The organism is Kitasatospora sp. NPDC053057 (genome assembly GCF_044546945.1).
In the GTDB taxonomy this organism is placed as follows: domain Bacteria; phylum Actinomycetota; class Actinomycetes; order Streptomycetales; family Streptomycetaceae; genus Kitasatospora.
In genome coordinates this window covers 33257-56959 of record NZ_JBITZP010000047.1, presented here as the reverse complement: position 1 = coordinate 56959, position 23703 = coordinate 33257, and the positions used below count along the sequence as shown (strand labels likewise).

At 71.2% G+C, this 23703-nt stretch carries 23 protein-coding genes; 13 read left to right on the top strand and 10 right to left on the bottom strand.

What is annotated here, in order from left to right; translation table 11 throughout:
• Positions 1-194 (bottom strand): hypothetical protein (locus tag ACIG5E_RS33290; RefSeq protein WP_396539900.1); only part of this gene is annotated, 194 nt, incomplete at its 3' end.
• Positions 195-215: 21 nt separating this feature from the next.
• Between ACIG5E_RS33290 and ACIG5E_RS33285 the strand changes: the two genes are divergently transcribed.
• Complete coding sequence (locus ACIG5E_RS33285; protein ID WP_396539898.1) at positions 216-1952, top strand: LPXTG cell wall anchor domain-containing protein; 1737 nt, start codon at positions 216-218, stop codon at positions 1950-1952.
• Between the two features lie 246 nt (positions 1953-2198).
• On the opposite strand, the gene ACIG5E_RS33280 is transcribed toward ACIG5E_RS33285, so the two are convergent.
• Positions 2199-3044 carry a polysaccharide deacetylase family protein gene (locus ACIG5E_RS33280; protein ID WP_396539896.1) on the bottom strand — a complete coding sequence of 282 codons (846 nt, stop codon included), beginning with the start codon at positions 3042-3044 and terminating at the stop codon, positions 2199-2201.
• Positions 3045-4145: 1101 nt separating this feature from the next.
• Between ACIG5E_RS33280 and ACIG5E_RS33275 the strand changes: the two genes are divergently transcribed.
• Together ACIG5E_RS33275 and ACIG5E_RS33270 are read left to right on the top strand one after the other, a co-directional pair.
• The gene (locus ACIG5E_RS33275) at positions 4146-5543 is read left to right on the top strand and encodes an alpha/beta fold hydrolase (RefSeq protein ID WP_396539894.1); all 1398 of its coding nucleotides are present in this window, start codon (positions 4146-4148) and stop codon (positions 5541-5543) included.
• A gap of 127 nt (positions 5544-5670) precedes the next feature.
• Entirely contained in the window at positions 5671-6168 is a 498-nt protein-coding gene (locus ACIG5E_RS33270; RefSeq protein WP_396539892.1) for a phosphoribosyltransferase, read from the top strand.
• Positions 6169-6250: 82 nt separating this feature from the next.
• Here the strand turns inward: ACIG5E_RS33270 and ACIG5E_RS33265 are convergent, their stop codons facing one another.
• Complete coding sequence (locus ACIG5E_RS33265; RefSeq protein ID WP_396539890.1) at positions 6251-7207, bottom strand: helix-turn-helix transcriptional regulator; 957 nt, start codon at positions 7205-7207, stop codon at positions 6251-6253.
• A 221-nt stretch (positions 7208-7428) separates the two neighbouring features.
• Between ACIG5E_RS33265 and ACIG5E_RS33260 the strand changes: the two genes are divergently transcribed.
• The 6 genes from ACIG5E_RS33260 (at position 7429) to ACIG5E_RS33235 (ending at position 13346) form a co-directional block, all read left to right on the top strand.
• Entirely contained in the window at positions 7429-8331 is a 903-nt protein-coding gene (locus ACIG5E_RS33260; RefSeq protein WP_396539902.1) for an oxidoreductase, read from the top strand.
• Positions 8332-8598: 267 nt separating this feature from the next.
• Positions 8599-8988, top strand: coding sequence for a hypothetical protein (locus ACIG5E_RS33255; protein WP_396539888.1), 390 nt, complete (start codon positions 8599-8601; stop codon positions 8986-8988).
• Positions 8988-9419, top strand: a complete 432-nt coding sequence (locus ACIG5E_RS33250) for a hypothetical protein (protein ID WP_396539886.1) — start codon at positions 8988-8990, stop codon at positions 9417-9419. Before ACIG5E_RS33255 ends, ACIG5E_RS33250 begins: the two co-directional genes overlap by 1 nt.
• Positions 9416-10030, top strand: a complete 615-nt coding sequence (locus ACIG5E_RS33245; protein WP_396539884.1) for a hypothetical protein — start codon at positions 9416-9418, stop codon at positions 10028-10030. Before ACIG5E_RS33250 ends, ACIG5E_RS33245 begins: the two co-directional genes overlap by 4 nt.
• 60 nt (positions 10031-10090) lie before the next feature.
• Positions 10091-10570: a hypothetical protein gene (locus tag ACIG5E_RS33240; protein WP_396539882.1), complete on the top strand. Its 480-nt coding sequence runs from the start codon at positions 10091-10093 to the stop codon at positions 10568-10570.
• An 826-nt stretch (positions 10571-11396) separates the two neighbouring features.
• Positions 11397-13346, top strand: a complete 1950-nt coding sequence (locus ACIG5E_RS33235; protein ID WP_396539880.1) for an ABC transporter ATP-binding protein — start codon at positions 11397-11399, stop codon at positions 13344-13346.
• An 87-nt stretch (positions 13347-13433) separates the two neighbouring features.
• Here ACIG5E_RS33235 and ACIG5E_RS33230 read toward each other — a convergent pair whose 3' ends face one another.
• From ACIG5E_RS33230 to ACIG5E_RS33220, 3 genes are all read right to left on the bottom strand, one after another.
• The gene (locus tag ACIG5E_RS33230) at positions 13434-14261 is read right to left on the bottom strand and encodes an aldo/keto reductase (protein WP_396539878.1); all 828 of its coding nucleotides are present in this window, start codon (positions 14259-14261) and stop codon (positions 13434-13436) included.
• Positions 14261-14458 (bottom strand): hypothetical protein, encoded by a 198-nt coding sequence (locus ACIG5E_RS33225; protein ID WP_396539876.1) that lies wholly within the window; start codon positions 14456-14458, stop codon positions 14261-14263. Before ACIG5E_RS33225 ends, ACIG5E_RS33230 begins: the two co-directional genes overlap by 1 nt.
• A gap of 175 nt (positions 14459-14633) precedes the next feature.
• Complete coding sequence (locus ACIG5E_RS33220; RefSeq protein ID WP_396539874.1) at positions 14634-15083, bottom strand: hypothetical protein; 450 nt, start codon at positions 15081-15083, stop codon at positions 14634-14636.
• A gap of 206 nt (positions 15084-15289) precedes the next feature.
• On the opposite strand from ACIG5E_RS33220, the gene ACIG5E_RS33215 reads away from it, so the two are divergent.
• Positions 15290-16432: a hypothetical protein gene (locus tag ACIG5E_RS33215; protein ID WP_396539872.1), complete on the top strand. Its 1143-nt coding sequence runs from the start codon at positions 15290-15292 to the stop codon at positions 16430-16432.
• Positions 16433-16868: 436 nt separating this feature from the next.
• On the opposite strand, the gene ACIG5E_RS33210 is transcribed toward ACIG5E_RS33215, so the two are convergent.
• The 3 genes from ACIG5E_RS33210 to ACIG5E_RS33200 form a co-directional block, all read right to left on the bottom strand.
• Entirely contained in the window at positions 16869-17564 is a 696-nt protein-coding gene (locus ACIG5E_RS33210) for an HNH endonuclease (RefSeq protein ID WP_396539870.1), read from the bottom strand.
• 44 nt (positions 17565-17608) lie between these two features.
• Positions 17609-18967: an AAA family ATPase gene (locus ACIG5E_RS33205; RefSeq protein WP_396539868.1), complete on the bottom strand. Its 1359-nt coding sequence runs from the start codon at positions 18965-18967 to the stop codon at positions 17609-17611.
• Between the two features lie 294 nt (positions 18968-19261).
• Positions 19262-20134, bottom strand: a complete 873-nt coding sequence (locus ACIG5E_RS33200; RefSeq protein WP_396539866.1) for a HEAT repeat domain-containing protein — start codon at positions 20132-20134, stop codon at positions 19262-19264.
• On the opposite strand from ACIG5E_RS33200, the gene ACIG5E_RS33195 reads away from it, so the two are divergent.
• Positions 20133-20585, top strand: coding sequence for a hypothetical protein (locus ACIG5E_RS33195; protein WP_396539864.1), 453 nt, complete (start codon positions 20133-20135; stop codon positions 20583-20585). The genes ACIG5E_RS33200 and ACIG5E_RS33195 overlap by 2 nt on opposite strands.
• A gap of 440 nt (positions 20586-21025) precedes the next feature.
• On the top strand, positions 21026-21715 hold the full coding sequence (locus ACIG5E_RS33190) for a hypothetical protein (protein WP_396539862.1): 690 nt from the start codon (positions 21026-21028) through the stop codon (positions 21713-21715).
• Positions 21716-22116: 401 nt separating this feature from the next.
• On the opposite strand, the gene ACIG5E_RS33185 is transcribed toward ACIG5E_RS33190, so the two are convergent.
• Positions 22117-22968, bottom strand: a complete 852-nt coding sequence (locus ACIG5E_RS33185) for a LysR family transcriptional regulator (protein WP_396539860.1) — start codon at positions 22966-22968, stop codon at positions 22117-22119.
• Positions 22969-23049: 81 nt separating this feature from the next.
• On the opposite strand from ACIG5E_RS33185, the gene ACIG5E_RS33180 reads away from it, so the two are divergent.
• A complete protein-coding gene (locus ACIG5E_RS33180; RefSeq protein ID WP_396539858.1) occupies positions 23050-23544 on the top strand; it encodes a cupin domain-containing protein in 495 nt (164 codons plus the stop codon).
• Positions 23545-23703 lie beyond the last annotated feature (159 nt).

Sequence of the window (23703 nt, the reverse complement as noted above, 5' to 3'; positions counted from 1 at the left end):
TCTCGAAGCGTGAAGAACGGCCGCGTCACGTGCTGCCGAATCCCGGAGATCTCAGCAGGTCGAGTGACCGCCGAGGTTAAACGGCAAGCTGAGAAGGCGTCACGCCGACGGAAATTGCGGACCGCTCCACCGGTCGAGTAGATGTTCCCGTCGGCATGCCCGTCCTGGCAGATCCGTCCCGGCATGCCCGTCACGACCCCAGGGGGACCTTCCACATGCGCAACTCGCGCAGACGCGCGCTCTACGCGCCCTTCACCATCGCCGCCGTCGTCCTCGGGGCGACCGCCGTCCCGGCGCACGCGGACGACCTGAAGCTCACCTTCACCGGAGTCTCGAACTCCACCGTCCAGATCCCGACCAAGCCTGCGCAGCCGGGTCGGGGCAGCCAGAACCTGCACATCGAGATCGGCCGGATCGGCTCGGGCACCGCGCACGACGTGAAGGTCGTGTTCGATACCACCGACCTGGCCGGCGTTGCGGACCTGACCGTTCCCGGTTGCGCGACCGCGGGCAAGACCATCACGTGCGACGAGCACGAGCTGAACTTCGACCGGATCAACCTCCTGTACAACCCGTGGCTCAGTGCTGTACAGGGGGCGACCCCGGGCAGCCACGGAGTGCTGCACCTGAAGCTGACGGCGTCCAACGCGCAGAGCGCGAGCCGGGACGTCCGGGTCGACGTCGGCGGGCCGGACTTCAAGGCCAAGCCGCTCGCCGACCAGAACAACGTCAAGCCCGGCACCGTGCTGACGCCGTCGGTGGAGTTCGCCAACGTCGGTGACCTGCCGGCTGGCAAGGTCGTGGTGGCCCTCGACGCCATCTCCGGCATTGACTTCAAGCAGCGCCCGTCGAACTGCGAGTTCGCGTCCGAGCCGGACGGCGGCTGGGGCGACAAGACCTGGCCCGGTGACTCCGTCGCGATCTGCACCGTGGACACCACGGTCGCGCCTGGTCAGGTGGTCGCCCTGGACCCGCTGCAGCTCGGCATCACCGACAGCGCCTGGTACACCTTCGCGGACATCACGGTGTCCCCGGCCGAGGACGCCCAGTTCTCCGAGATCTCGGACTGGCGCAAGCGGCTGACCTTCCAGCGCGGCACCGGCCCGGCCTTGACCGTGAAGCCGGCCAACGACCCCGGCCTACTCAGCGCACCCCGCACGAGCTACGACAACCGCGTCGAGCAGAACGTGCTGGCCACGAACACCGCCGATTTCTCTGCGCTGGGCTCCTGGAAGCCTAACGGCGACAAGCAGGGCACGCTGTCGGTCGGCTTCCGCAACAGCGGCCCGGCCTCGATCTTCTACCGCAGCGGCGACGCGGTCGTGACCGTCCAGGCCGCGATCCCCGCCGGCGTCACCGTGACCAAGGTTCCGGACGGCTGCCGGCCCAAGACCTGGGAGAACGGCAAGCAGGTCGCCCACCCGGACAAGTACCTGTGCGAGTCCCCGATCTGGGTGGCGAGCGGGCTGGAGAAGGTGTTCCCGTTCGGGCTGTCGGTCGATGCCGGCACCACGCCGCCGACCGTCCAGGTGACGCTCCAGGACCAGGAGAGCCTGTACGGCACCGGCGCCACGATCGCCAAGCTGTCCTTTGAACCGGACCCGTCGCACGAGTCGGTCTCGGTCCAGCTGGGCACCCAGGCGAGCGGCTCGATCCCCGGCCCCGTCCCGACCTCGGAGCCCTCGCAGGGCCCGACGCCGAGTAGCCGCCCGACCTCCGCCCCGCCGATCGCGCGGCCAACCGCCACGCCCTCGACGCCGGGCCAGGCCCCGAGCACGACGGCCTCGGCCACGAGCACCGCCTCCCCCAGCGCCCACGCGCTGAGCGGCGACCTCGCCCACACCGGTAGCGACGGCACGCTCCTGATCGCGGGCACCGGCGCGGCGGCCATCACCGTCGGCGGCGCGCTGTTCGTGGTCGCACGCCGCCGCAAGGCCGCGACCCACCGCTGAGACCCGACGAGGGCGGGGACCGAGTACCGGTCCCCGCCCTCGTGCGCGTTCGGCGCCGCCCGGAACAGCTTCACCGGCGGCCCGAAGGGTCACAGCAAGTGCCCTCCCAGCAGCGCGCTGCGCCGGGCAGGACCGCGCGGGAAATGATCTCCAAAGTCGCGGGAACGATCACCTCGCGGAGCGGATGTCACTGCAAGTCAACGGATTGTGTCGGTTGGCCACGGTCAGGTGCACCTCGACGTCGTGTCACTGGGTGGTGCGGACCGGGAAGCCGGTGGGGCGGCCCTGGCTCTTCAGCCAGGTGAGCACCTGGCCGAGGGCGTCGACGGTCTGCTGGCGGTCGCCGCCGCCGTCGTGGAAGAGGATGGTCGGGCCGTTGCCGATCTCCTTCTTGACGGTGTCGACGATGGCGGCCGTGCCGGGCCTGGTGAAGTCCTTGGAGTCGATGTTCCAGCCGAGCGGGCGCATGCCGTTCGCGGCGGCGATGCGCCGGCTGTCGGGGGTGCAGGAGCCGCCGGGGGCCCGATAGTACTGCACTTCGGCGCCGGCGCCCGCGGCCTCCTCGATCATCTTCTTCGCGTCCAGGATCTCCTTCTCCTGGTAGGCGACGGGCTTCTTGTCCATGGTGGTGTCGTGGTCCACGGTGTGGTCGCAGAGCCGGTGGCCGGCCGCGACGACCTGCTTGACCAGGTCGGGGTGGGCCTTGGCCTGCGGTCCGATCATGCAGAACGTCGCCTTCACGCCGTACTGCTTGAGGACGGCAAGGACCTTCGGGGTCCAGACGGGGTCGGGGCCGTCGTCGATGGTGATGTTGACGGCGTTGCCTCCGGCCTCGGAGGCGTGGGCTATGCCCTCGGGTATGCCCCCGGCCCCCTGCGTACCGCCACCGCCGCTGCCCTGGGCGCCGTCCTGGCCGCTGTGGTCGCCGTCGGCGGTCGTGTCCCGCTCGTGTGCGGCGGTCGGGTGGGGGGCGGCGATCGACTCGGTGACGGTCGGAATCGCCCAGGCGGCCGCCACCGTGACGGCGACCGCCACGGCGACGGCCACCCGTGAACGGTTGCGCTGGTCCCCCATGCGCGCCTTGAAGTCCATCAACGACCACTCCCCCCGGACCGCTCCAGCCTGTTCTGAGGTCCATGACGTCAACTGGGCCGGAGGGGTTCCCTCGGTTTGACGCGCGTAGCGGACCGGCGCTACGGCGAACCTCGGCCGGACAGGCCGGTGAGGCCCGGGAACTCGGCACGTCGGGGAACTGATCGATGATGCCGCAGGGGAGGCAGAAGAGCATGTCGGCCATGCCGAGGATCCGGATGCGGCCCGCCCTCATCCCCCGTGGCGGGCCGCTCACTTCACTCCTTGAGGGACGGGACCTACTGTCCTTCGGGATGGAAGCTACCGTCCTTCGGACGGGACCTACCGTCCGTCCCCGCCCACCGTGGGCGGTCCGGCCGGTACCGGCGGGACCGACACCGGACCCGGCAGGGGCTGACGGCCGGTCACCATCGCGCCCACCACGACAGCCGCACCACCGATCGTCATCAGCCACGACATCGGTTGACGGTCGGCCACCCGCAGCTTGCAGGACTCCGAAACGTCCCCGTACGACCCGCCCTCCTTCGGCGACCACGGCGACCCACACGCGTCATCCACGGGGTACAGCCCCAACGCGATACCACCGGCCACCAGCACCACCCCGGCCGTCGCCAGACCCTGCGTCACCTGAGACACGGCAACCCCCCTCAGCTCGATGAAGAGCACAGCGTAGGGCAGGCGGTATGCCGCGAGCACAGGCGGGGGCAGCACACGAACCGTTGCCCCGCCGGCCGGGTCGGACCCGATGCGGCGTCTTCGGTGGCGTGGCCGTCCTCCCCGCGCACGCGGGCGTCAGCCCCTGGGGTCGCTGCGCAGCCAGTGCCCTCCCGTGCTCCAGCCGAGGAGGAGCCGGCCGGTGCCCGCGTCCGTCGGGCCACCCTCGGCGGCCCGGCGTAGGCCGGTCAGGGCGGCGGCGAGGGGGCGGCGGCGAGGTGGGCGGCGGGCGGCGACGTCCTCGGCGCGCTGGGAGCACAGACCGGCGAATCCGTCGGAGGCGCTGGTCCAATCCCGCCCGAACGCTCGCCATCGAAGCGCCCCCGTACGCAGGCTGATTCCATGACCGCGTCCGTGCGGACGCGGTACGACCGGAAGGGGTTGAACATGACGAGCACGCGCAGCCGCGTCGCCGCCCTGCTGGGCGCCGTCGCGGTGGTCGCCGGCACCACCCTGGCCACCCCCGCCGTCGGCTTCGCCGCCACGGCCGGACCGGCCCGCGTCGGCGGCGGGATCACCGGGCAGGCTCCCTGTCCGGACGCACCGGAGTTCATCTGCGGGACCCTCACCGTCCCGTTCGACCACAGCGGTGCCACCCCCGGCACCCTCGACCTGGAGGTGGCCGTCACCGGCAACACCACGGCGCCCAAGGGCGATCTGCTGTACCTCACCGGCGGCCCCGGTCAGCCCGGCGTCCCGGCGATGAAGCGGATGGCGGGCAAGCTGGAGCCCGTCCTCAAGGACTACCGGCTGGTGATGTACGACCAGCGCGGCACCGGCCGGGGCGCGCTCCAGTGCCCGGGCCTCCAGGAGGACATGGGCTCCTCCGACCTCGCCGTGCCGCGCAAGCAGTCGATCGCCGACTGCGCCGCCGCCCTCGGCCCGAACGCCCGCCACTACAGCACGGCGGACACCGTCGCCGACATCGACCTGCTGCGCCGCGCCCTCGGCGACCGGCGCCTCACCCTGGACGGCGTCTCGTACGGCAGCTTCGTCGCCCAGCGGTACGCGCTCGCCCACCCGGCGCACGTGGCCCGGCTGGTGCTCGACTCGGTGGCGCCGCGACAGGGTTTCGACCCCCTCGACCTGGCCGCGCTGCCCGCCACCGCCCGGGTCCTGCGGGCCGCCTGCCAGGCCACCGGTTGCACCACCGACCCGGCCGCCGACCTCGCCGCCACCGTCCGGCGGTACGGCAACGGGGCGCAGATCCTGAGTGCGCTCACCGGCTACGAGTTCATCGACCCGGACTACGGCGGGGTCCCGGAAATCCTGCACGAGGCCGCCGCCGGGCAGCCGGCGAAGCTCCAGGACTTCTTCGACCTCGTCCACCGGGAGGTCGACGCCGCCCCCGCCGAGGAGCTCAGCCAGGGGCTGCACTCCGCCGCCCTGTGCTCCGACTCGCGCTTCCCGTGGGGCACCACCGACACCCCCGTCGCGGACCGCGCGGCGGCGCTGGAGCGCACCCGGCAGCAGCTGACCGCCGATCAGACCTGGCCGTACGACCCGGCGACCGCGACCGGGCTCGGCAGCCTCCTGGTCTGCCTCGACTGGCCGCGCGAGCAGGTGCCGCCGGCGCCGTCGGACCACCGCAAGCTGCCCGACGTGCCGGTGCTGCTGCTCGGCGGCGACCGGGACGTCTCCACCCCGTACGAGGTGCTCTACCAGGTGGCCGAGATGGCGCACGACCCGCAGATCGTGATCGTGCCCGGGGCGGCGCACTCGGTGCAGAACCGGGCGGCGAACCCGGCCGGACGGCAGGCGGTGTACGACTTCCTGCTGAAGTAGCGGCCGTCGGCGGGCCGTTCCGTACGGGGACGGAACGGCCCGCCGCCAGTGCTCAGCGTGCCGCTGCTCGCCGACCGGCCGACTGGCCGACTGGCCGACTGGCCGACTGCCGGGGACACTGAACGCCGTGACTGATGCGCGCGAGATCTTGGATTACCAGACCTTCGGCCGGGCGGTGCGCGAACTCGCGCAGACGATCGCCGACGATGACTACGAGCCCGACCTCGTCCTGAGCATCGCCCGCGGCGGCGTGTTCGTGGCGGGCGGTCTGGCGTATGCGCTGGACTGCAAGAACATCCACCTGGTGAACGTCGAGTTCTACACGGGCGTGGGCACCACTCTCGAAATGCCCGTCATGTTGGCGCCCGTCCCCGCGGCGATCGACTTCACCGACAAGAAGGTCCTGATCGCCGACGATGTCGCCGACACGGGCAAGACACTGAAGCTGGTGCACGACTTCTGCCTCAGCCACGTCGCCGAGGTCCGGTCCGCCGTCATCTACGAGAAGTCGCACTCCCTCGTGAAGTGCGAGTACGTGTGGAAGAGGACCGACGACTGGATCGAGTTCCCGTGGTCGGCGGAAGGGCCGGTCGTCAGGCGCCACGGCCAGGTGCTCGACGCCTGACCGGCGGAGGACGCGGCAACGATGACGCCGCCTTTCCCGATGCGCGCTCGGGTGCTTGCTTCGGGGCTGCTGTCGTGTTCCGTCACAGGTCGGCATCGGTGATGATGCGGTCCATCCGTGCCCGTGGCAGCACGGGGTCGGCCGCAACGTCCTCGATGACATTGGGATCCGGATCCGCGTGCTGCCCGTGCGGGGTCTCGGGCTGCCGTATCCACGCGTCCAGCAGCCGAAGCGCCTCCTCGGAGCCGGAGCCTGCCTCGGCGGTGTAGACACTCAGCCGCTGGTCCGGGTCGGCGGGCAGGGTGAGGGACTCGTAGTTGAGGGTGAGCGGGCCGACGACCGGGTGGTGGAAGCGTTTGCTGCCATGCGCGTGCCGATGCACGTTCTGGTCGGCCCACCAGCGGCGGAAGTCCTCATCCGTGATCGAGAGTTCGCCGACGAGTTCGGCCAGCAGTGGATCGTGGGGATGGCGTCCGGCGTAGAGCCGGAGCGAGGCGACGATGTCCTGGGCGTGGATCTCCCAGTGGGTGTACAGCGAGCGGGCGGTCTCGTCGCAGAACATGAACCGCACCAGGTTCCGCTCGCGGTGCGGCAGCGCGTCGAAGTCGGTGAGCAGCGCACGTGCCATCCGGTTGGACGCGAGGACGTCCAGTCGCCGCCCCAGCACGAGGGCGGGGGTGTGCTCGAGGATCCGGAGCAGGTCGCGAAGCCCCGGGCGGACCGGCTGCGGACGTGTCGCCGTGCGGCGGGGCCTGCCTGCGGCGGGCTTGGCGAGCTGGAACAGATGGGTGCGTTCGACGGGATCGAGGCGCAGCGCGCGGGAGATGGCGTCCAGCACGGTCTCGGAGGCGTTCAGTCGGCGTCCGCGTTCCAGGCGTACGTAGTAGTCGACGCTCACGCCCGCCAGTCGCGCGATCTCTTCGCGGCGCAGTCCCGGCACTCGCCGGGAGCCCCCGTCGTCGGACAGGCCCGCCTGGCGCGGGGTGATCCGTGCCCGCCGGGAGCGGAGGAACTCACCGAGAGCTGTGTTGCGGTCCATGCCGTTCACGATAGGGCCCAGGACCGCCCCGACGGCCCGCGAAGGGGGGACTGACAGTCCCCCGGTCCGGCTGTCCCCTGGTCGGGCTGTCCCCGGGGCGAGGCGGACCCCCCGGAAGCCGATCGGCAGCCGGTTCCGGTGCTGAAGTGGAACGTGTCGAGACCGGCCGGGGCCCAACCGCCCCGGTCGGCCTCCGTTCGCATCGCACGAAGGGAACTCCTGTGTCGGACACCAAGACATTCCTGATCACCGGCGTCAGCACCGGCCTGGGCCGCGCACTCGCACGCGCGGCGTTGGCCGCGGGCCACCGGGTGGTGGGCACGGTGCGCACGCCCGCCGACGCACGGGCCTTCGAGGAGCTCGCCGGCGACGCGCACGCCCGCATCCTGGACGTGACCGACCATGACGCGGTGGGCTCGGTCGTGGACGGGACCGAGCGCGACCTCGGCCCGGTCGACGTACTCGTCGCCAACGCCGGGTACGGCCATGACGGCCTCTTCGAGGAGTCGTCGATGGATGACCTTCGCCGTCAGTTCGAGGTGAACGTCTACGGAACCGTGGCGGTGATCAAGGCCGTGCTGCCGCACATGAGGAAGCGCCGTTCGGGCCACATCATCGCCGTCACCTCGATGGGCGGGCTGATCACCATGCCGGGCCTCAGCTTCTACCACGGCAGCAAGTTCGCCGTGGAGGGCATCCTCGAAACGCTCGGCAAGGAGGTCGCCGATTTCGGCATCCGTGTCACCGCCGTCGAGCCGGGCAGTTTCCGGACCGACTGGGCCGGCCGCTCGATGATCCGCGCACCCCGTGTGATCGCCGACTACGACGAGCTGTTCGAGCCGCTGCGCGCCCGGCGCGTCCACGGCAGCGGGCGCCAGCCGGGCGACCCGGACAAGGCCGCGGCCGCGGTGCTGCGAATCGTGGCGGCCGACCAGCCGCCGACGCACCTGCTGCTCGGCACCGACGCGCTTCGGCTCGTCCAGGCCGGACGCGAGGCCTTCGAGCGCGACATGCTGGCATGGGCCGAGTTGTCGGCCTCCACCGACTTCGACGACGTCAGCCGGCATCGCCTCGAGGCAGATCCGGCGCGATTGTCATGTCCGCAGGCATGGCAGGAGCCGTAGACGCGGGCCTTGGGCGCATTCGCCCCGCACCTGTGGGGGCCAGCCGTAGCCCGAACGCGGGGTACGGCTGGCCCCTGTCGCACGTTGCTGAGCAGCGCGGTCCCGCTCATCGGTGGCGGTCCGCGCGGATCAGTCATGATCGCGGTCTGCTACGTTCACCTGTACAAACAACTCGCTTGGACGTGCGGTCATGTGCACCGCAGCGCGGCCACGACAACGCCGATCCATGGGCGGGCGCAGGCCAGCTGACAGGGGGGACCGTAGTCCATGAACGCGTACGCAGGCTCGGACGGGCCGGGAGGGCCCTACGCCGCTCCCTACGCCACGCCGCCGCTCGGACCGACGTTCGGGGTCAATCCGGCGGACCTGGACCTGGCGGCCAAGGCCGCCAAGGAGAGCGGTGAGGCGATGCCCGGCGAGCTCAAGGCGATCCATCAGCCCTCCGACACGGCGGTCGCCGCGCTGTCGGGCTGGCAGGTCGGCGCCTCGCTGCACAACTGCACCGCGGCGTGGGAGGACCTGCTGAACAAGCTCGCCTCCGAGGTCGACGGGGTCGGCCTGAAGCTGAGTCAGACCGCCACCGACTACCGCAACGCGGACAAGAACAGCGCCACGGGTCTGAAGCCGCCCGGGCTGGTCCCGCAGGGGACGAGCTGATGGTCACCCTCGCCCAGCTGCGCGACACCGACCTGTCCGGCCTGGCGCCGGCGGCCACCGCCTACGACACCCTCTCCACCAACTTCGGCAAGCATGTGCAGAACATGCAGCACGAGGTCCTCAAGCACGTCTTCAACGCGAACTGGGTCGGCAACGCCGCCGGCGCCGCCAACGCCTCACTGCAGCGCACCAGCAATCGGCTGGACGCCGCGCACACCGAGATGTCGGCGGTCTCCGGGCTCCTGCGCGAGGCCTCCGAGAGCTTCCTGCTGGCGCAGTCCAAGCTGCAGGTGGCGTTGCAGGAGGCCGGGAACCTGGGGCTGACCGTCGCCGATGACGGGACGGTGTCCTGGCCCGCTCCGTCGAAGGCCGAGAAGAACGACCCGGGGTACAACATCCCCGAGCAGGTCACAAGGCAGGATCACCGATGAACCACCGTTCCCGCCCCGCCCTGCGCCTGTCGGCGGCCCTCGCCGTCCTCACCCTCGGTGCCACCGCCTGCGCCGCCGGCGCCGGGGCGGGCGCCGGCCAGGGCGGGGGGAAGACTCCCGGCCCTCTCATCCCGCCCGCCCAGGCCCTGCAGAAGCTCGACTCCCTGCTGGCGGAGACGACCTCGGGCGTGCAGCCGGCGCTGCGGTACTGGGACGCCTGGCCGCAGGCCACCGTGCAGTACTCCAAAGGCCTCGACGAGCACTCCCTCGGCTACGCCGCGGCCTCCCGCGAGCGCCACGTGATGACCAAGATCGCCCCCGGCAAGTACGACGCCCTGATGGCCGCGGTGCGCGGCACCTGGCAGGCCAAGGGCTACCGGATCGACACCGGGCCCGCCAATCTGAAAGCCTTGTTCGCCACCACGGCGGAGGGCTATGGCGTCAGCATCACCATCCATCCCGCCGGGAACATCGACATCGGGGCCACCGTCAGCCCCGTCCCGGTACCCGAAGGCCAGGATCTGTTCGGCACCCCCACTCCAGACCCGGTCATGGCCAATGGCAACCCGGACGTCCTGCCCAAGTACGACGACCCGTACTGGTCGGTCTGACCGCCGCGCCCCCCGCGGGACCGTTCTCCGTCTCCTCGTTCCGAAAGCCTCCCCATCCCCATGCCCCCCGAACAGGCCGTCCACGCACTCGACGCGCTCCTCGACGAGGCGATGTCCGCCATCCGTCCCCCGCTGAGGTACCGGGACGGATGGCCGTGGTCCACCGAACGGACCGCGGGCCCGGACGACCACTCCTTGGGCTACGCCACTGCCACTCGCGACCGGTACGTCATGACCAAGGTCGCCCCGTCCAAGTACGGCGCGCTGCTGGGCATCACCGAACGCGGCTGGCAGGCCCGGGGATACCGGATCACCGCCGTCAACCCTCGCCAGCCAGCCATGTTCGCTTCCACACCCGCCGGGTACGACGTGTGCCTGCTCGTCGGCGCCGCTGGCACCATCACCTTCCAAGCCGCCGTCGGCCCCATTCCCGTCATCCGCGACCACGACCCGTTCGGCACCCATGTCCCCGAGCCGACCCTGCCCGACGGACGCCCCGACATCCTTCCCAAGTACGAGGACCCGTTCTCGTCGCACTGAACCACCGCCCGGCAGTGGGCCGGCAGAGGTCCTCCTCCCGCCTGCGGAGGTCAGCTCTTGCAGGCGGGGCCGCAGCGCCGAGGAAATCGCCCGCTCCTCCCCGCGTGCAGGCTGGAGATATGGGCCAATGAGGATCTCGGAACTGATCGACCCACGCCGGGCCCCGCATACGGCGGACCGGTGGTTCTCTCGGCACGCCAGTAGCAGACCTTCCGCCTGACAGTCACCAGGCCGAGCAGCGTTCATCCGCCGCCTCCGCCTGAGCACTTCAACGAGTACAGACACCTGTCTCGCCCTGACCGCGCTCGACACTGTCAGCCCTGGACATGTGCGTCGCCCGGAAACCTGATCGAGCAGTTGTCCAACCGAACGGGTGAAACCGGCGACGGCTACGCGCTACACGGCCTCCTCGCCAGACAGGGCATCCGTGGCCGCCTCGGCCCCACCCGGACGACCGCACTCGAACAGGCTCTCGCCGCCTGCGCACTGGGCTCCGGTGTCCTCCCCAAGCTATGTGCGACCGGCTGGAGGACACCGTAGCCGGTGCTCGGGGCGTGCTCGAAAAGTCCTCTTTCGTCCGGGGCTCGCCCGGAGGAAATCCGCTTGAACGCCGAACTCGAACAGCACCATCATCGGACGCCATCCAGCCCTGCTCGATCCGTCAACTTGGCTTCGAAAGAGGGAAATTGAGCCTTCCCGCAAACCGAGTCCGGAGCTACCCCACACCCGCGCACCGCGCTTCGTCTGGAGGATCTGTGGCCTGTCCCCCCGCCCCGGCGATCCACGTCCCACCCGCCCCGCGCACGGCACGCGAGGAGGCGAACGCGTGAGCACCACGACCACGGCGTCGGCCGAGGCCCCCGACGAGGAACTGCGGTGGCTCGCCGACGGACGCCGCATCGAGGCGATCGAGGCGATCAGCGTCAGCGCGATGGCCCGCCGCCTCCCCGCGCTCGTCGTCCGCGCCTTCCGCCTCGGCTGGCGCATCGACCGCGTCTCCGTCGCGCTGCTGCTGACCTGCCAGGCGGTGTCCGCGGTGCTCGGCGCGGCGGGCCTGTTCGCGACCACCGGCACGATCTCGGCGCTGTTCGGCCTGGGCCGGCTCGACGACAGGCTCGCCCACGCGGCGCCGTCGATCCTCGTCATCGCGGCGGCCGCCGGCGCCCGCTCCCTGCTGGGCATCACGATCCGGACCGTCACCATCCACCTGTCGCCGCGCATCTCCCGGGAGGCGGAGGCCGCGGTGCTGCGCGCCACCGTGGCGGCCGAACTGACCGCCTACGACCACGCCGGCTACAACGACGAGCTGGAGGCCGCCGACCGCGGCGCCGAGGTCTGCGTGGACATCGTCGGGGAGGCGCAGAACCTGCTCGCCGCCCTCGCCTCGCTGCTCGGCGCGGCCGGCGTGCTGACCATGCTCCACCCCGCCCTCCTGCCGCTGCTGGTGCTGGCGGCGCTGCCGCAGGGGATCGCGTCGGTGCACGCCGCCCGGGTGCAGTTCCTGGCGAACCGGGCGGCGATCGGCGACCGCCGGATCATGGCCAACCTGCGCTGGTACATCCACCTCAAGCGCAACGCCGACCAGGTCCGCTCCGACACCATGGGCGAGTTCCTGCTCGCCAAGTACGACCAGGTCGGCCGGCGGCTGGACGCCACTTCGCGGCGGGCGGCGAGGCAGAGCGCCCGGGTGTCGGTGATCGGGGCCGCCGCGTCCGGCCTCGGCACCGCGATGGTGTGGGGGGCGATGCTGTGGCTGGTCAGCACCGGCCGGATGAGCCTGCCGCGCGGCGGAGCGGCGGTGTTCGCCCTGACCGCGGTCGGCACCAGCCTGCACGGCATCGTCGGCTACGGCGCGGACCTCTTCCGCACCGGCATGTATCTGGACGACTGGTCGAACTTCCTCGACACCGCCGGCGGCCACCGCCCCGAACGCGGCACCGAAGCCCCCGAGCCGCCGCGCCGGATCACCGTGGAGAACCTCGGCTACGCCTACCCCGCCTCCGACCGCAAGGCGCTGGACGGGGTGAGCCTGCACGTCGAACGCGGCGAGATCCTCGCCCTGGTCGGGGAGAACGGCTCCGGCAAGACCACCCTCTCCAAGCTCCTGGCAGGGCTCTACCTGCCCGATGCCGGATCGGTGCGCTGGGACGGGCGCGACACCCGCGACCTCGACCCGCACGCCCTGTGGCGCCAGGTCGCCGTCGTCCCGCAGGACTACGCGCGCTGGCCGCTGACCTGCCGCGAGAACATCACGCTCGGCCAGCCCACCGCCGAGGGCGACGCGGCGGTGCTGCGCGCCGCCGACGCCTCCGGGGCGGCCGACGTCGTCGCCAAGCTCCGCCGGGGCCTGTCCACCCTGCTGGCGGTGGAGTGGATGGGCGGCGAGGAACTGTCCGGCGGCCAGTGGCAGCGCCTGGCCATCGCCCGGGCGTTCCACCGCGAGGCCGGACTGCTCGTCCTGGACGAGCCCACCGCCGCCCTCGACCCGCGCGCCGAGCACCGGATCTTCCAGAACCTGCGGGCCGTCGCACGGGAGCGGGCCGTCGTCCTGGTCACCCACCGGCTCACCAACGTGGCCGTCGCCGACCGGATCGTGGTCCTGGAAGACGGAAGGGTCCTCCAGGAGGGCACGTTCGCCGAGCTGGTGGCCGACGAGGGCGGCCACTTCAGGGAACTGTGGGACCTGCAGAACGAGCGCACCGGCCTCCCCTCCCAGCGGACCCGGCCAGCGCGGGAGGGCAGGGAGGGCATGGAGGTCATGGAGACCGACCGGTGATCGATCGACCGGCTCCATCACCTACCTGCTCGCCGACGGCGACGACGTCATCCTCCTAAACTGGCCGCGATTCGGTTCTGGTTGCCTTCACCGCCGTCGGGTCTCGGTCGTGGTCATCCACCGGTCCTGCTCCGTGGCCGCTGCGGCTGTCGCCGTGGCTGCGGCCGTGGCTGCGGCGAACGCCGCTGTGTTCGCCTCCAGGTGGCCGACCTTGGTGGTGCCGGTCAGGACGACCGCGCGCTGGAAGGCCGCCCGGTGGAAGGCGAAGGGGTTGCCGGTGCCGGCGATCGCGCCGGAGGCCATCGGCCGGTTGAGCAGGGGCAGGTGGGCGCGCTCGGCCTCGGCGAACACGGCGGTGAGGCCCGTGCTGGCGGAGTTCGCCGGGAACTGGACGGTGTCGAAGACCGCGATGTCGAGCGCCGCGCGCAGTGCCTCCTCGGACGAGACGCTGACGCCGACCGCGCCCACCTCGCCGGAGGCCCGCAGGCCCTCGAACCAGGCGAGGAGGCGCTCGTCGCGCAGGTCGTCGACCGTGCACTTGTGCAGCTGCAGCAGATCCACGCGCCCCAGCAGCTCGCGGGAACGCTCGAAGCTCGTCTCCAGGGCGCCGAGCGAGTGGTCCGGCGGGCCCACCGGGGCCGGCCAGGTCTCACCGCACTTGGTGGCGATCAGCAGGTCGTCGCGTCGGCCGACGGGCAGGTCGCGCAGGTACTCGCCGAGCACCGCCTCGCTGCGGCCGTACGCGGCGGCCGTGTCGAAGAAGCGGATGCCCAGTGCGACCGCGCGGTCGAGCAGTGCCCGGGCCTGCTCGGCCGGGCACACCGGGGCGTCCGGGGTCGGCCACGGCCGGCCGATGCCGATCAGGCCGAGCCCGAGGGTGACATCGCGTACCCGGTCGGCGGTCGCCCCGTTCATCACTTGCTCCGCGGGTGGTAGGCGAGCTGGCGCTCGACGGCGGCCGCGGCGAAGTCGCCGACGGACGGCACCGAGCCGGGCTGGTTGGCCTTGATCTGGACGCCGCCGGGGCCGAGGGAGCACCCGGTGTTCGTCTCGGCGAGGGCGGCCATCTCGGCGGGCGCCAGGAACCCGTTTTTGCGGCGGTGTTCGTCCATCTGTCCGATGATCTGGCCCTGCACGGGCGGTCAGCTCCCCTGGTTGGTCAACTCGTAGGTGTCGATGGGACGGGCCGTGACGCCGCCCGGGCCGCGCATGTCAAAGACCTGGCCGACAACGGTATTCGAAGCCCCCAGATTCGGAGAAGGAAATGAGATGGCGGACCGCACACCATCAGCAACCGGTTCGCCCAGTGAACAGCACGTCGCGCAGCCCTTCAGCGAAGACCGGATACGCGTACTGGTCGGTGCCGGAGCCCGGCATCTCAAGCTTCTTGAGCTGCCCGCCGACGATGTGGGACACCAGTGGCACGGGCAGGGCGTCCGGCCAGAGGCCGGTTCGCTTGCCCTCGGAGAGCACGCGTCGGAAGGCCCCGGTGGATCCCCGCAGGTTCCGGCCGTTCGCCTTCAACTCCTCTGCGGCGCACTCGCCTTCACCGTGGACGACCTGCAGCAGGATCTGCTGGGCACGGGGCGGGAGCCGGTCGTAGTACGAGCGGGCCCGCTCCGGTGTCCAGCGGTCGTCGGGCACCGCGGTCACGACGGCGGTCGGCATGGCGGCGAGGGCGAGCAGCTTTTCGAGGGCCTCGGGGGTCGGGTTCTCCACGGTGATCGTGATCTTCATGGCTGACACCTTTGCAGCCCAGGGACCTGAACACAAATAACCCCACTAAACACGTGCCAGACGGGAGGGCATTCCCCAGATCCTGGTTATGTATCAATCTACGTATCGCGTCCTCTAACTGGATTTAGAGGATGCGATACAGCACCTGGTACAGATAGGCTGTCCCGGACGGATCATCAGCCCGCCGCACCGGAAGGAGAGCGCCCGTGGATGCGGAGGCCGACTACCTGCCCGAGATCGTGGTCGGCGAGCTGGTGGACGACAGCCAGGCACTCGTACAGTTCATGCTCGACGGCGTCGACCCGAACGAGACACTGACCGAGGACGCCTCCGACGACCTCGCCACCGCCCGGCCGGCCCGCACCAGCCAGACCTACGCCGAACAGTGGCGCTACTTCGCCCGCTGGTGCGCCGACAACGGCCGCCACCCCGGGCCGCGCACCAGCGAAGCGAACCTGGTCTCCTACATCTCCCACCTGCGCCGCCGCGGCGGACGCGACGGCACGGGCGCGCCGGTGAGCTCCCTGCGCCTGGCGATGGCCGCGGTCCGCGACGCCAACGCCCGTGCGGGGTATGAGAACTGGCCGCCGAAGAAGGCCACCGCCGAACTCATCCGCAAGCAGGCCGCCGACCACGCCCGCGCCCGCCGCGCCCCGAAGTCCAGCCCGCCCGTCGACGCCGCCCGCATCGCCCACCTCCAACAGGGCACGACCGCCGACATCCCGCTCGCCCGCTGGCGCGACCTGACCATCCTGCACCTCGGCTACCGCACCCGCGCCCGCCGCTCCGAACAGGCCGCCTACCGCATCGACTCCATTCTCTTCGAGCACCTGGAGGACGGCACCGAGCAGATGATCGTCGGCAAGCGCACCAGCAAGAACGACCACTGGTCCACCGGCCGCGAGTACGTCATCCGCGAGCCGGTCTCCATCACCGTCGTCCGCACCTACATCTCACTCCTTGCCGAACTCGGCCAAGCGGAGCCGCAGTTGCCACTACTGCGCGGCATCACCCGTTGGGGCCGACTCATGCCCGTCCCCGCCTCCGGAACCGGCATGACCGGCCACGCGGTGAACCGCGCCTTCAAGCGCATGGTCGCCCGCGTCCCCGACTTCGACGCCAAGAACGCCACCAGCCACGGCCTGCGCGCAGGCGTCCCCGCCGACCTCGCCGCCCAGGGCTACAGCCCCGCCGAGATCCTGGTCATCACCGAGGACTGGAAGTCCACCACCATGGTCGAGAAGTACGCCAAGGCCGGCCTGCGCCGCGCCGGCAAGGACACCCTCGGCCGAGCCCAACAGGCCCTCGACGCTCTGGTCGTCCCACCTCCGGGCCATCCTGCCGGGTAGGAAGGCAACACTGGTAGGCGCGATGTCGTTCGAACGATTTCGGCAACCAGTCACGCGGAATCGACAAGGCGGTACGGGGCTGAGTAGCTCGCAGCCCCAAAGGCCATAACATGGTCCGCTACGTGCCCAAGTGAGCTGGCCGAGGACGGTTATCAACCGTCGTATCTCACCGAACTCACCGAAACAAAACAGTAGTTGGTGCGCGCAGCGCATGGCAGGATGGGATGCGCTCCTTGACGTGTCAACAGCCCAATTCATAGTCGCATTCGGACACGTAGCACGGTCAAGAATCGGCAAAGGCTCTGCTGGGCCGCAGGTCAGAAAGCTCCTCCCTGCACTCGCAGGGGTCAGCCGGGGTCGCCAGGCGGATGAAAGTGCCCCTGGCCCTCCTCCCTGCACGCGCAGGGGTCACCCGATGGGGCCCAACTGCGGCGTCCTACCGGATCAGCAAAGCCGACCGGAGCCGGGGCTCGCGGAGGTGGGCGAGGAGCTGCGGGTCGTCCTCGAAGAGGATCTCGGCGGCGGGGTCGAGTGCCTGGTGCAGCATGGCCTGCACCACGTCGGCTATCGGCTGTTCGTTGACCACCGTGGCCCAGTGGGCGGCGGCATCGTGGTCGCCCTGGGCCGTGGCATGGGCCCACTGGGCGACGCAGGCCTTCGTGACGTGGAAGGCGTTGACCCGGCCCTTGGCCAGCAGGCCCCGATTGAGGTCGAACAGGTCGATGGTGGCCTGGCCCCTGGGGGTGAGCGGGTGGTAGATGCCGGCTGCCAGGACCAGGCGCAGGTGCGGTGTCGGGTCCTCGGCCGTGGGGTCGATCAGAAGCGGCCTGCTGCCGTCGTCGAGCGGGAACGCGGCGCCCTTCAAGTGGCTGTTGCACTGCGAGCAGGCGAGGACGTGGTTGGTCCAGTCGAAGGCGCGCATCGGGTGCCGGTCGATCGGCTCGAAGTGGTCGATGTCGGTGCCCTGGTTGTCCCCGCAGTACATGCACCGCTCGCGCCCGGCCGCCATGTCCGCGAGGAGGTCTCGAAGCGGCGCGTGCACGTGGCGCCGTACCGTCGTGTGGTTCCAGAGCGTTCGTGCCCTCGTCTCCGGCTCCGGGGCCAGCACGATGTCGCAGGTGCACTCGGCCATGCGGGAGCGCGGCGGCTCCGGCAGGGGGAGCCGCCGGAGCCGGATCACGCGACGTGCCCGGTCAGGGAGTGCAGCCGTGCGGCGACCTCGTCGACCCGGGCGGACGGCGAGCTGGTCAGCGTCCGCTTCAGCCGGCGGTAGCGCTCCCGCTCCTGCTCATCGGCCTCGCCGGCCACGATCTTCATCTCCAGCGCGACCAGGAGGGCCCGGGCCTCGTCGGCGCGCTGCGAGTACGGGGTGTCGAGGCCGAAGAGCTCGGACAGCACCGCGTCGTCGCCGCTGCCGAACACCACCCGGTCGTACAGGTCCGCATCCACGACTTCGGGGGCTTCGTCGACGTCGGGGCCGGGCAGGCGGATCAGTCCGGCGGGGTCGGCCGCCTGGCAGATGTACGGGCTGTGGGTGGTGACCAAGAACTGCACGAGCGGGAAGTGCTGCTTGAGCCACCCCCCGATGCGCTTCTGCCAGGACACGTGCAGGTGCGCGTCGATCTCGTCGATGATCACGACGCCGGGGACGGTGACGACGGGGTGGCCGCCTTCGCGGTCGACGCGCAGGGCGCCGTAGGTGTCGTGGAGCTGCTTGAGGATGTCGACTACCAGCGCGGCGACGGTCCGGTAGCCGTCGCTCATCTCCCGCAGGGCGAACGACCGGCCGCCGTGGGCGACCCACAGGCCGTCGGAGTCGACGTCCCCGATGGTGTAGTCATCGGGCAGGAGGTCGTCGCCGAGGATCTCCAGGGCGGTGCGCTTCAGCTCGGCTGCGCCCTGACGGTTCTCCAGGGACCGCAGGTGCTGCTCGATGAGCCAGCTGACGCCTTCGGCCAGCGAGGCGTCCTCGTGGAAGAGGCTGGTCAACCGGGCCACGGCGCCCGACCCCGCCATGCGCCGCTGGATCTCCCCCGACCCGCCGACGAGGCGGCGGAACGGCCCGTAGCCCGCGCAGAACCAGCCCACCGGGTTGTCCGACCACGGCCCGCGCTGAGCGGCGGTGGGCGCCTTCTTGTACGTCACCGAGCTCAGGGCCGGCTGAGCATGCCGGCCGGCCGCGGTGGCGGCGTCCGGCGCGGTCCACCTCAGTCCCGCCCAGAACGAGCCGGCCGCAGGCCGCCCCGTGGTGAACCTGTCCTCGGACGGGTCCGGGTGGAGGCAGACCTCCGCGACCGCCTGCGACCGCTCGTCGCTGATCCACGAGTCGAAGCCGGTCACCAGCCCGCGTGCCGCGCTCGGGCCGCTGACCGCCAGGGCGACGGCGCGCAGCAGAGTGGACTTGCCGGACCCGTTGCGGCCGGCCAGCACCGTCCACCCGGCGTACGAGCCGTCGGGCCGGGTCAGGTCGAGGTCCACCTCACGGGCGCCGCGGAACCCGCGAACGTTCCGCACCCGCACGTTCTTGAGGTACATGACCCGGCCTCCAACCCTCTTCCTCCGTGGTGCGCCCCGGTCCGGGGCCGCTGCGACGACTCTATCCGTGCCCTGGCCCGGGCTGGAGAGGGTCTTCTGTCCGGCAGTCCTCGCGTAGGCGGACGCGCCCGCGGTCGATGGCGTCTCACCGCCGATCAGCGCGGCGGTCTCGCGGCGGGTTGGGGAGTTCGGCGGCGGAAGGGCGGGTGTGCGGTCGGCCAGGCCGTGATCGGTCGCCGGGACCGCGACGGTTTCGGGATCCACTGAGCCGTGGCGCCCTCCTCGCGCACGCGCTCAGTCCTCCTGAGGGCAGGTGCAGCCGCTGTCGTCGCGCGGTTCGGATCCGTCGACGGGAGGCAGCCCGGTATAGGCGCGCAGTGCGGGGCGGGAGTCGGGCAGGTCCAGGGCGGACAGTGCGTCGCGGACTCCGGAGCCTGTCACCCAGTGGTCGTACAGGTCGGCGGGTAGCCGGTCGGCCACCACTCGCAGGATGGCCTGCTGTGCGGGGGTGAGGTCGGCGAAGGCGGCGTCGCCGACCGGTTCGAAGGCGGTGCGCAGCAGGTGCGGGGCGAAGCCGTGGATGGTGCGGGCCTCCATGAACCCGAGGCAGTGCGCGATGGCGATGAGGATCTGGGCGTCGTCGGCGGTGAGGTCTCCGAGTGCCAGGAGGGTGCGGGCGGTGTAGTGGTGGGGGCCGTCGTCGTTGTGGTCGGTGCGGGGTTCGGGCGCGGGTGCGATGGAGGCGTTGACGAGTTCGGCGACGACGCGTTCCAGCAGCTGGGGGTCGGAGAGCGGGTCGGCGGGCAGGAGGAACAGGCGGGCCAGTGCGGTGGCGGCGGCCCAGCGGAGCAGCGGGTGTTCGGCGTCCAGGTGGGGGCGCAGCCGGTCGGCTGTCGCCCGCTCTCCGAGGAAGCCGATGGCGAGCAGGACGGTGGCGGCCGTCCTCGGGTCCTGCTCGGTTTCGAGGCGGCGAAGGAGCGGAGGCGTGCTCTGGGCGGACTCCTCGGGGAACCAGCCCAGTAGGTAGGCGGTCCTGGTGCGGACTTCCCCGTGCGGGTCGTCCAGGAGCGCGCGCAGTCGGGGCAGTTCGGCGCGGACGGCGTCGTAGGAGCGCAGTGCGCCTTCGCGGCTGTCGATCGGGTGCCCTGCCGGTAGGGGTGTGGCCATGAACGGCGTTCCTCCGCATCTTCCGGTTCTTCTCCTGGTCGGCGCTCCCGTGCTCATCGCGGTCCTGGTGTCGGCCAGGCGGCGTCGGCGCGAGCGCGAGGCGCTGGCCGCGAAGTGGGCCTGGCTGGTGCGTGAGCGGGAGGCTCGCCGGTCGGCGGGCGCGCGGCTGCTGCAGGTGGTGAACGTCTATCAGCGGGCTCGACGGGGATCGAAGGCCAGCATCCGGTGGTGTGACGGCGGCGCCGTGCAGGACGCGTGGTTCAACGGCTGGCACGTGCCTCCGGGCGCCTTCGTGCCGGTGACGGGCAATGTCGGGTGGGGACCGCACAACGGGATCCGGAACGTGCTGTACGTCGAGCCCGCGCAGGTGCACGGCTGGGTGCCGGCATCGGCGCCGGACGCCTGGCGGCGGCAGCAGGAGGACCTGGGCCTGGCGCCCCAGCAGTGGTGAGCGCGGGCACGGTGGTCGCCCTGTCACCCGTCACCCGATCGGGGCGAGTCAAGCGGCCAGTCGGCCACCCGCGCAGGCGTCCTTCCGGCCAGGCCACGGCGCGGCACTGCGCGGCAGGGCGCGGCACAGCGCGGCCAACCGGTCCGGTGGCCGGCTGCCTGTACAGGCGTGATCGAGTAGCTGCACGGACCAGTCTGAGTACCCGTACTCAGGCCGGCCCGACTGTGGCTGCCGGAGCATGGGGGGCATGTGCCCAGCAGCGACTCCGAGCACGCGCCTCGCCACCGTCTCTCCCGCCTCCCGGCTTGCCGGCTCACGTCGCGGCGAGTCCAGGACGAAGTCGCTACGGGCAGTTGTCTGACGGGTCCGACCATCCGCCACGGCAGTCGGCTCCGTCAGAGCTCCTGCCGTCCCGTCCCCACCCTCAACGGAGTCCTTGCATGCGTACCGACCTCCTGCTGCGCGCAGCCGTGCCGACGACCGCGGCGCTCGTCCTGCTGCTGAGCGCCTGTGGACCGGACCAGAGCGGCGCTGACGCCCCCGCCGCCGGACCGTCGTCGGCCGCCTCGGCGGGAAGCACGACCGGCACGACCGCGCCGGCCGTCACGCCGTCGGCCTCTGCCCCCGCTCAGGCCGGATCGAGCGCGAGCCCGAGTCCGAGTGCCACCGCGGGCGGCCGCTTCCAGAGCGCCCTGGCCGTCGGAGCGAAGGCCCAGGGCACCTACCCCGACAACGAGAAGGGCGATATCTCCCTCAGCATCAGCCCTACGAGCGTGGTCAAGGGCGACATCGGCGACCTGGCCAAGTTCCTCAAGCCGGAGGACATGGCCGGGAAGACGCCGTACTACGTGAATGTCACCTACACCCACACCGGCGGCAACGGGATCTTCGAGCCCTACTTCAACCGGCAGCTGCGGGCGATGGTCAGCGACACCGCCCAGGCCCGCAAGGTCGACCTGCTCAGCAGCTTCCCCAAGTGCGAGAGCGATGTCCCGCAGGGCGGCAAGGACTTCGTCAAGGGCCAGAGCGAGCACGAGTGCGCGATCTACCTGGCGCCGGCCGACAAGCCGCTGACGTACCTGCTGTGGATCGACAAGGACGGCAAGCCGCTCGCCTGGAAGACGAGCTGACGGCACTGCGGGGCCGTGAGGGGACCGGCTTGATCTGCCGGTCCCTAACGGCGCGGCTCCCGGCAGCGGCTTCGCGACGACGACCAGTTGACCGACCGCCACACCGACCGACTCGACGCGGCACGTTGGCATTCCCCAGGCAGTCGCAGGTGCGGGGCGGCAGCGTGGTGGCTCGCACCGCAACTGCACCTGCGCCTACGCCCGAGGTCCCGGTCTCCGGACCCTGCCGTAGCTGCGGCGGCACCGCTGCTCCGCTCGGGACGAGGTATTGCCCGACAGCGACGTCCACGTGGCTCGTACGCGTGAAGGAGTAGCGGATTGTTCACCACTCTGGGTAGGCGGTCCCTGGGGTCACGGCCTTCGAGTTGTTCACGGGCTGTGGCAGCACTGGTTGTTGGTGCTCAGTGGCGGTACGCGGTTGTCGCGGTCTCGATGAAGGATCGGATCAACGGGTTGGTGTCACCCTCGTTCCACACCGCCACCACTCGGCTCGGCGGCATGTCGATCAGCGGCACCACGGCCAGCTCCGCGGGCAGGTCGTGTCCGAGCGGGGCCAGGCCGACCGTGCCGTTCCACAGCACGGCCTGCAGGCATTCCTGGACGGCGCGCACCACCGGGCCCTCGCGCGGCCTGCCGCCGTTCCAGTACGACTGCCAGATGGGGTCGGTGCCCTGCGGGAACTGGAACCAGCGGCGGTCGTCCAGGTCGGCCAGGCGCAGCCCGTCGTGGTGGGCCAGCGGATCGTCGGCGCGCAGGACCACGCCGACCGGATCGGTCCGCAGTGCACGCATCGTCAGGGCGGTCTCGTCGAACGGTGCCCGGGTCAGTGCGATGTCGACCAGTCCGGCGCGCAGCCCGCAGGTGGGGTCGGTCAGGTCGGTGTCGCGGATGCGGATGTCGATGCCGGGGTGGCTTCGGCGGTAGGCGGCGGCCAGCCTGGTCACTCCCGGGTCGGTGCCGTCGCCCAGCAGGCCGATGGTGAGGGTCGCGACGCCGGCCGCCGCGCTCACGCGGACCCGGACGCGGTCGGCGTGGTCGAGCAGGGCCCGTGCCTCGTCGAGCAGTACCGAGCCCACCGCAGTGAGGGTGACGCCCGTGGGCGAGCGGGTGAACAGCAGGGCGCCGACATCGGCCTCCAACTGCTTGATCGCCCGGCTCAGCGGTGGCTGGCTCATGTGCAGTCGGGTGGCGGCCCGGCCGAAGTGGAGTTCCTCGGCGACCGCCACGAAGTAGCGCAAGGTGCGTAGCTCCACGCTGCAACGATACCCATGGGGTATCGGCGCCGCGGGATGGGTCTTGGACACCGGCAGGCCCGTGGCGGTGCACTTGTGAGCATGACCGAAGACGCGAAGAGCAGCGAGCCGCGGACCGATCCCGCCGTGTCGGTGGTGGGTCCCGGCAACGGCGAGACGATCGTTCTGGGCACCACGCGCATGCGCGTCCTGGAGGACGGCAGCCACACCGGGCACCGCCTCGCGATCGCCGAGTCCGTCCTCGCCCCGCACACCCAGGGGCCGCCGCAGCACCGCCACGGCCAGCACGACGAGGGCTTCTACATCCTCTCCGGCACCGTGCGGTTCACCGTCGGGGACGAGGACTACGACGCCGCCGCGGGCACGCTCGTGATGGTTCCGCCCGGCACCCCGCACACCTTCGCCAACGTGACCGACCAACCCGCCGTCATGCTCAGCACCTTCACCCCCGACCTGTACGTGCAGTACTTCCGGGACCTCCAGGAGGTGCTCGCCGGCGGCCGGCCGCTGACGCCGCAGGCCAACATCGACGCGATGGCCCGCTACGCGACCGAGCCCGCCACCGACCCCGCCTGAAGCCGACGGTGCAGCACGGCCCGGCCCGGCCACCGTCCTTCCGACCGGCAGGGCGGGGGCGCTGGCGCCTTCCGACGTCCGGGCCGGCCCCTCTTACGACAAACCGGACCTTCACCAGGGCTGTTCCGGCAAGCGACGCAATCGACGGGTCCCCGTGAA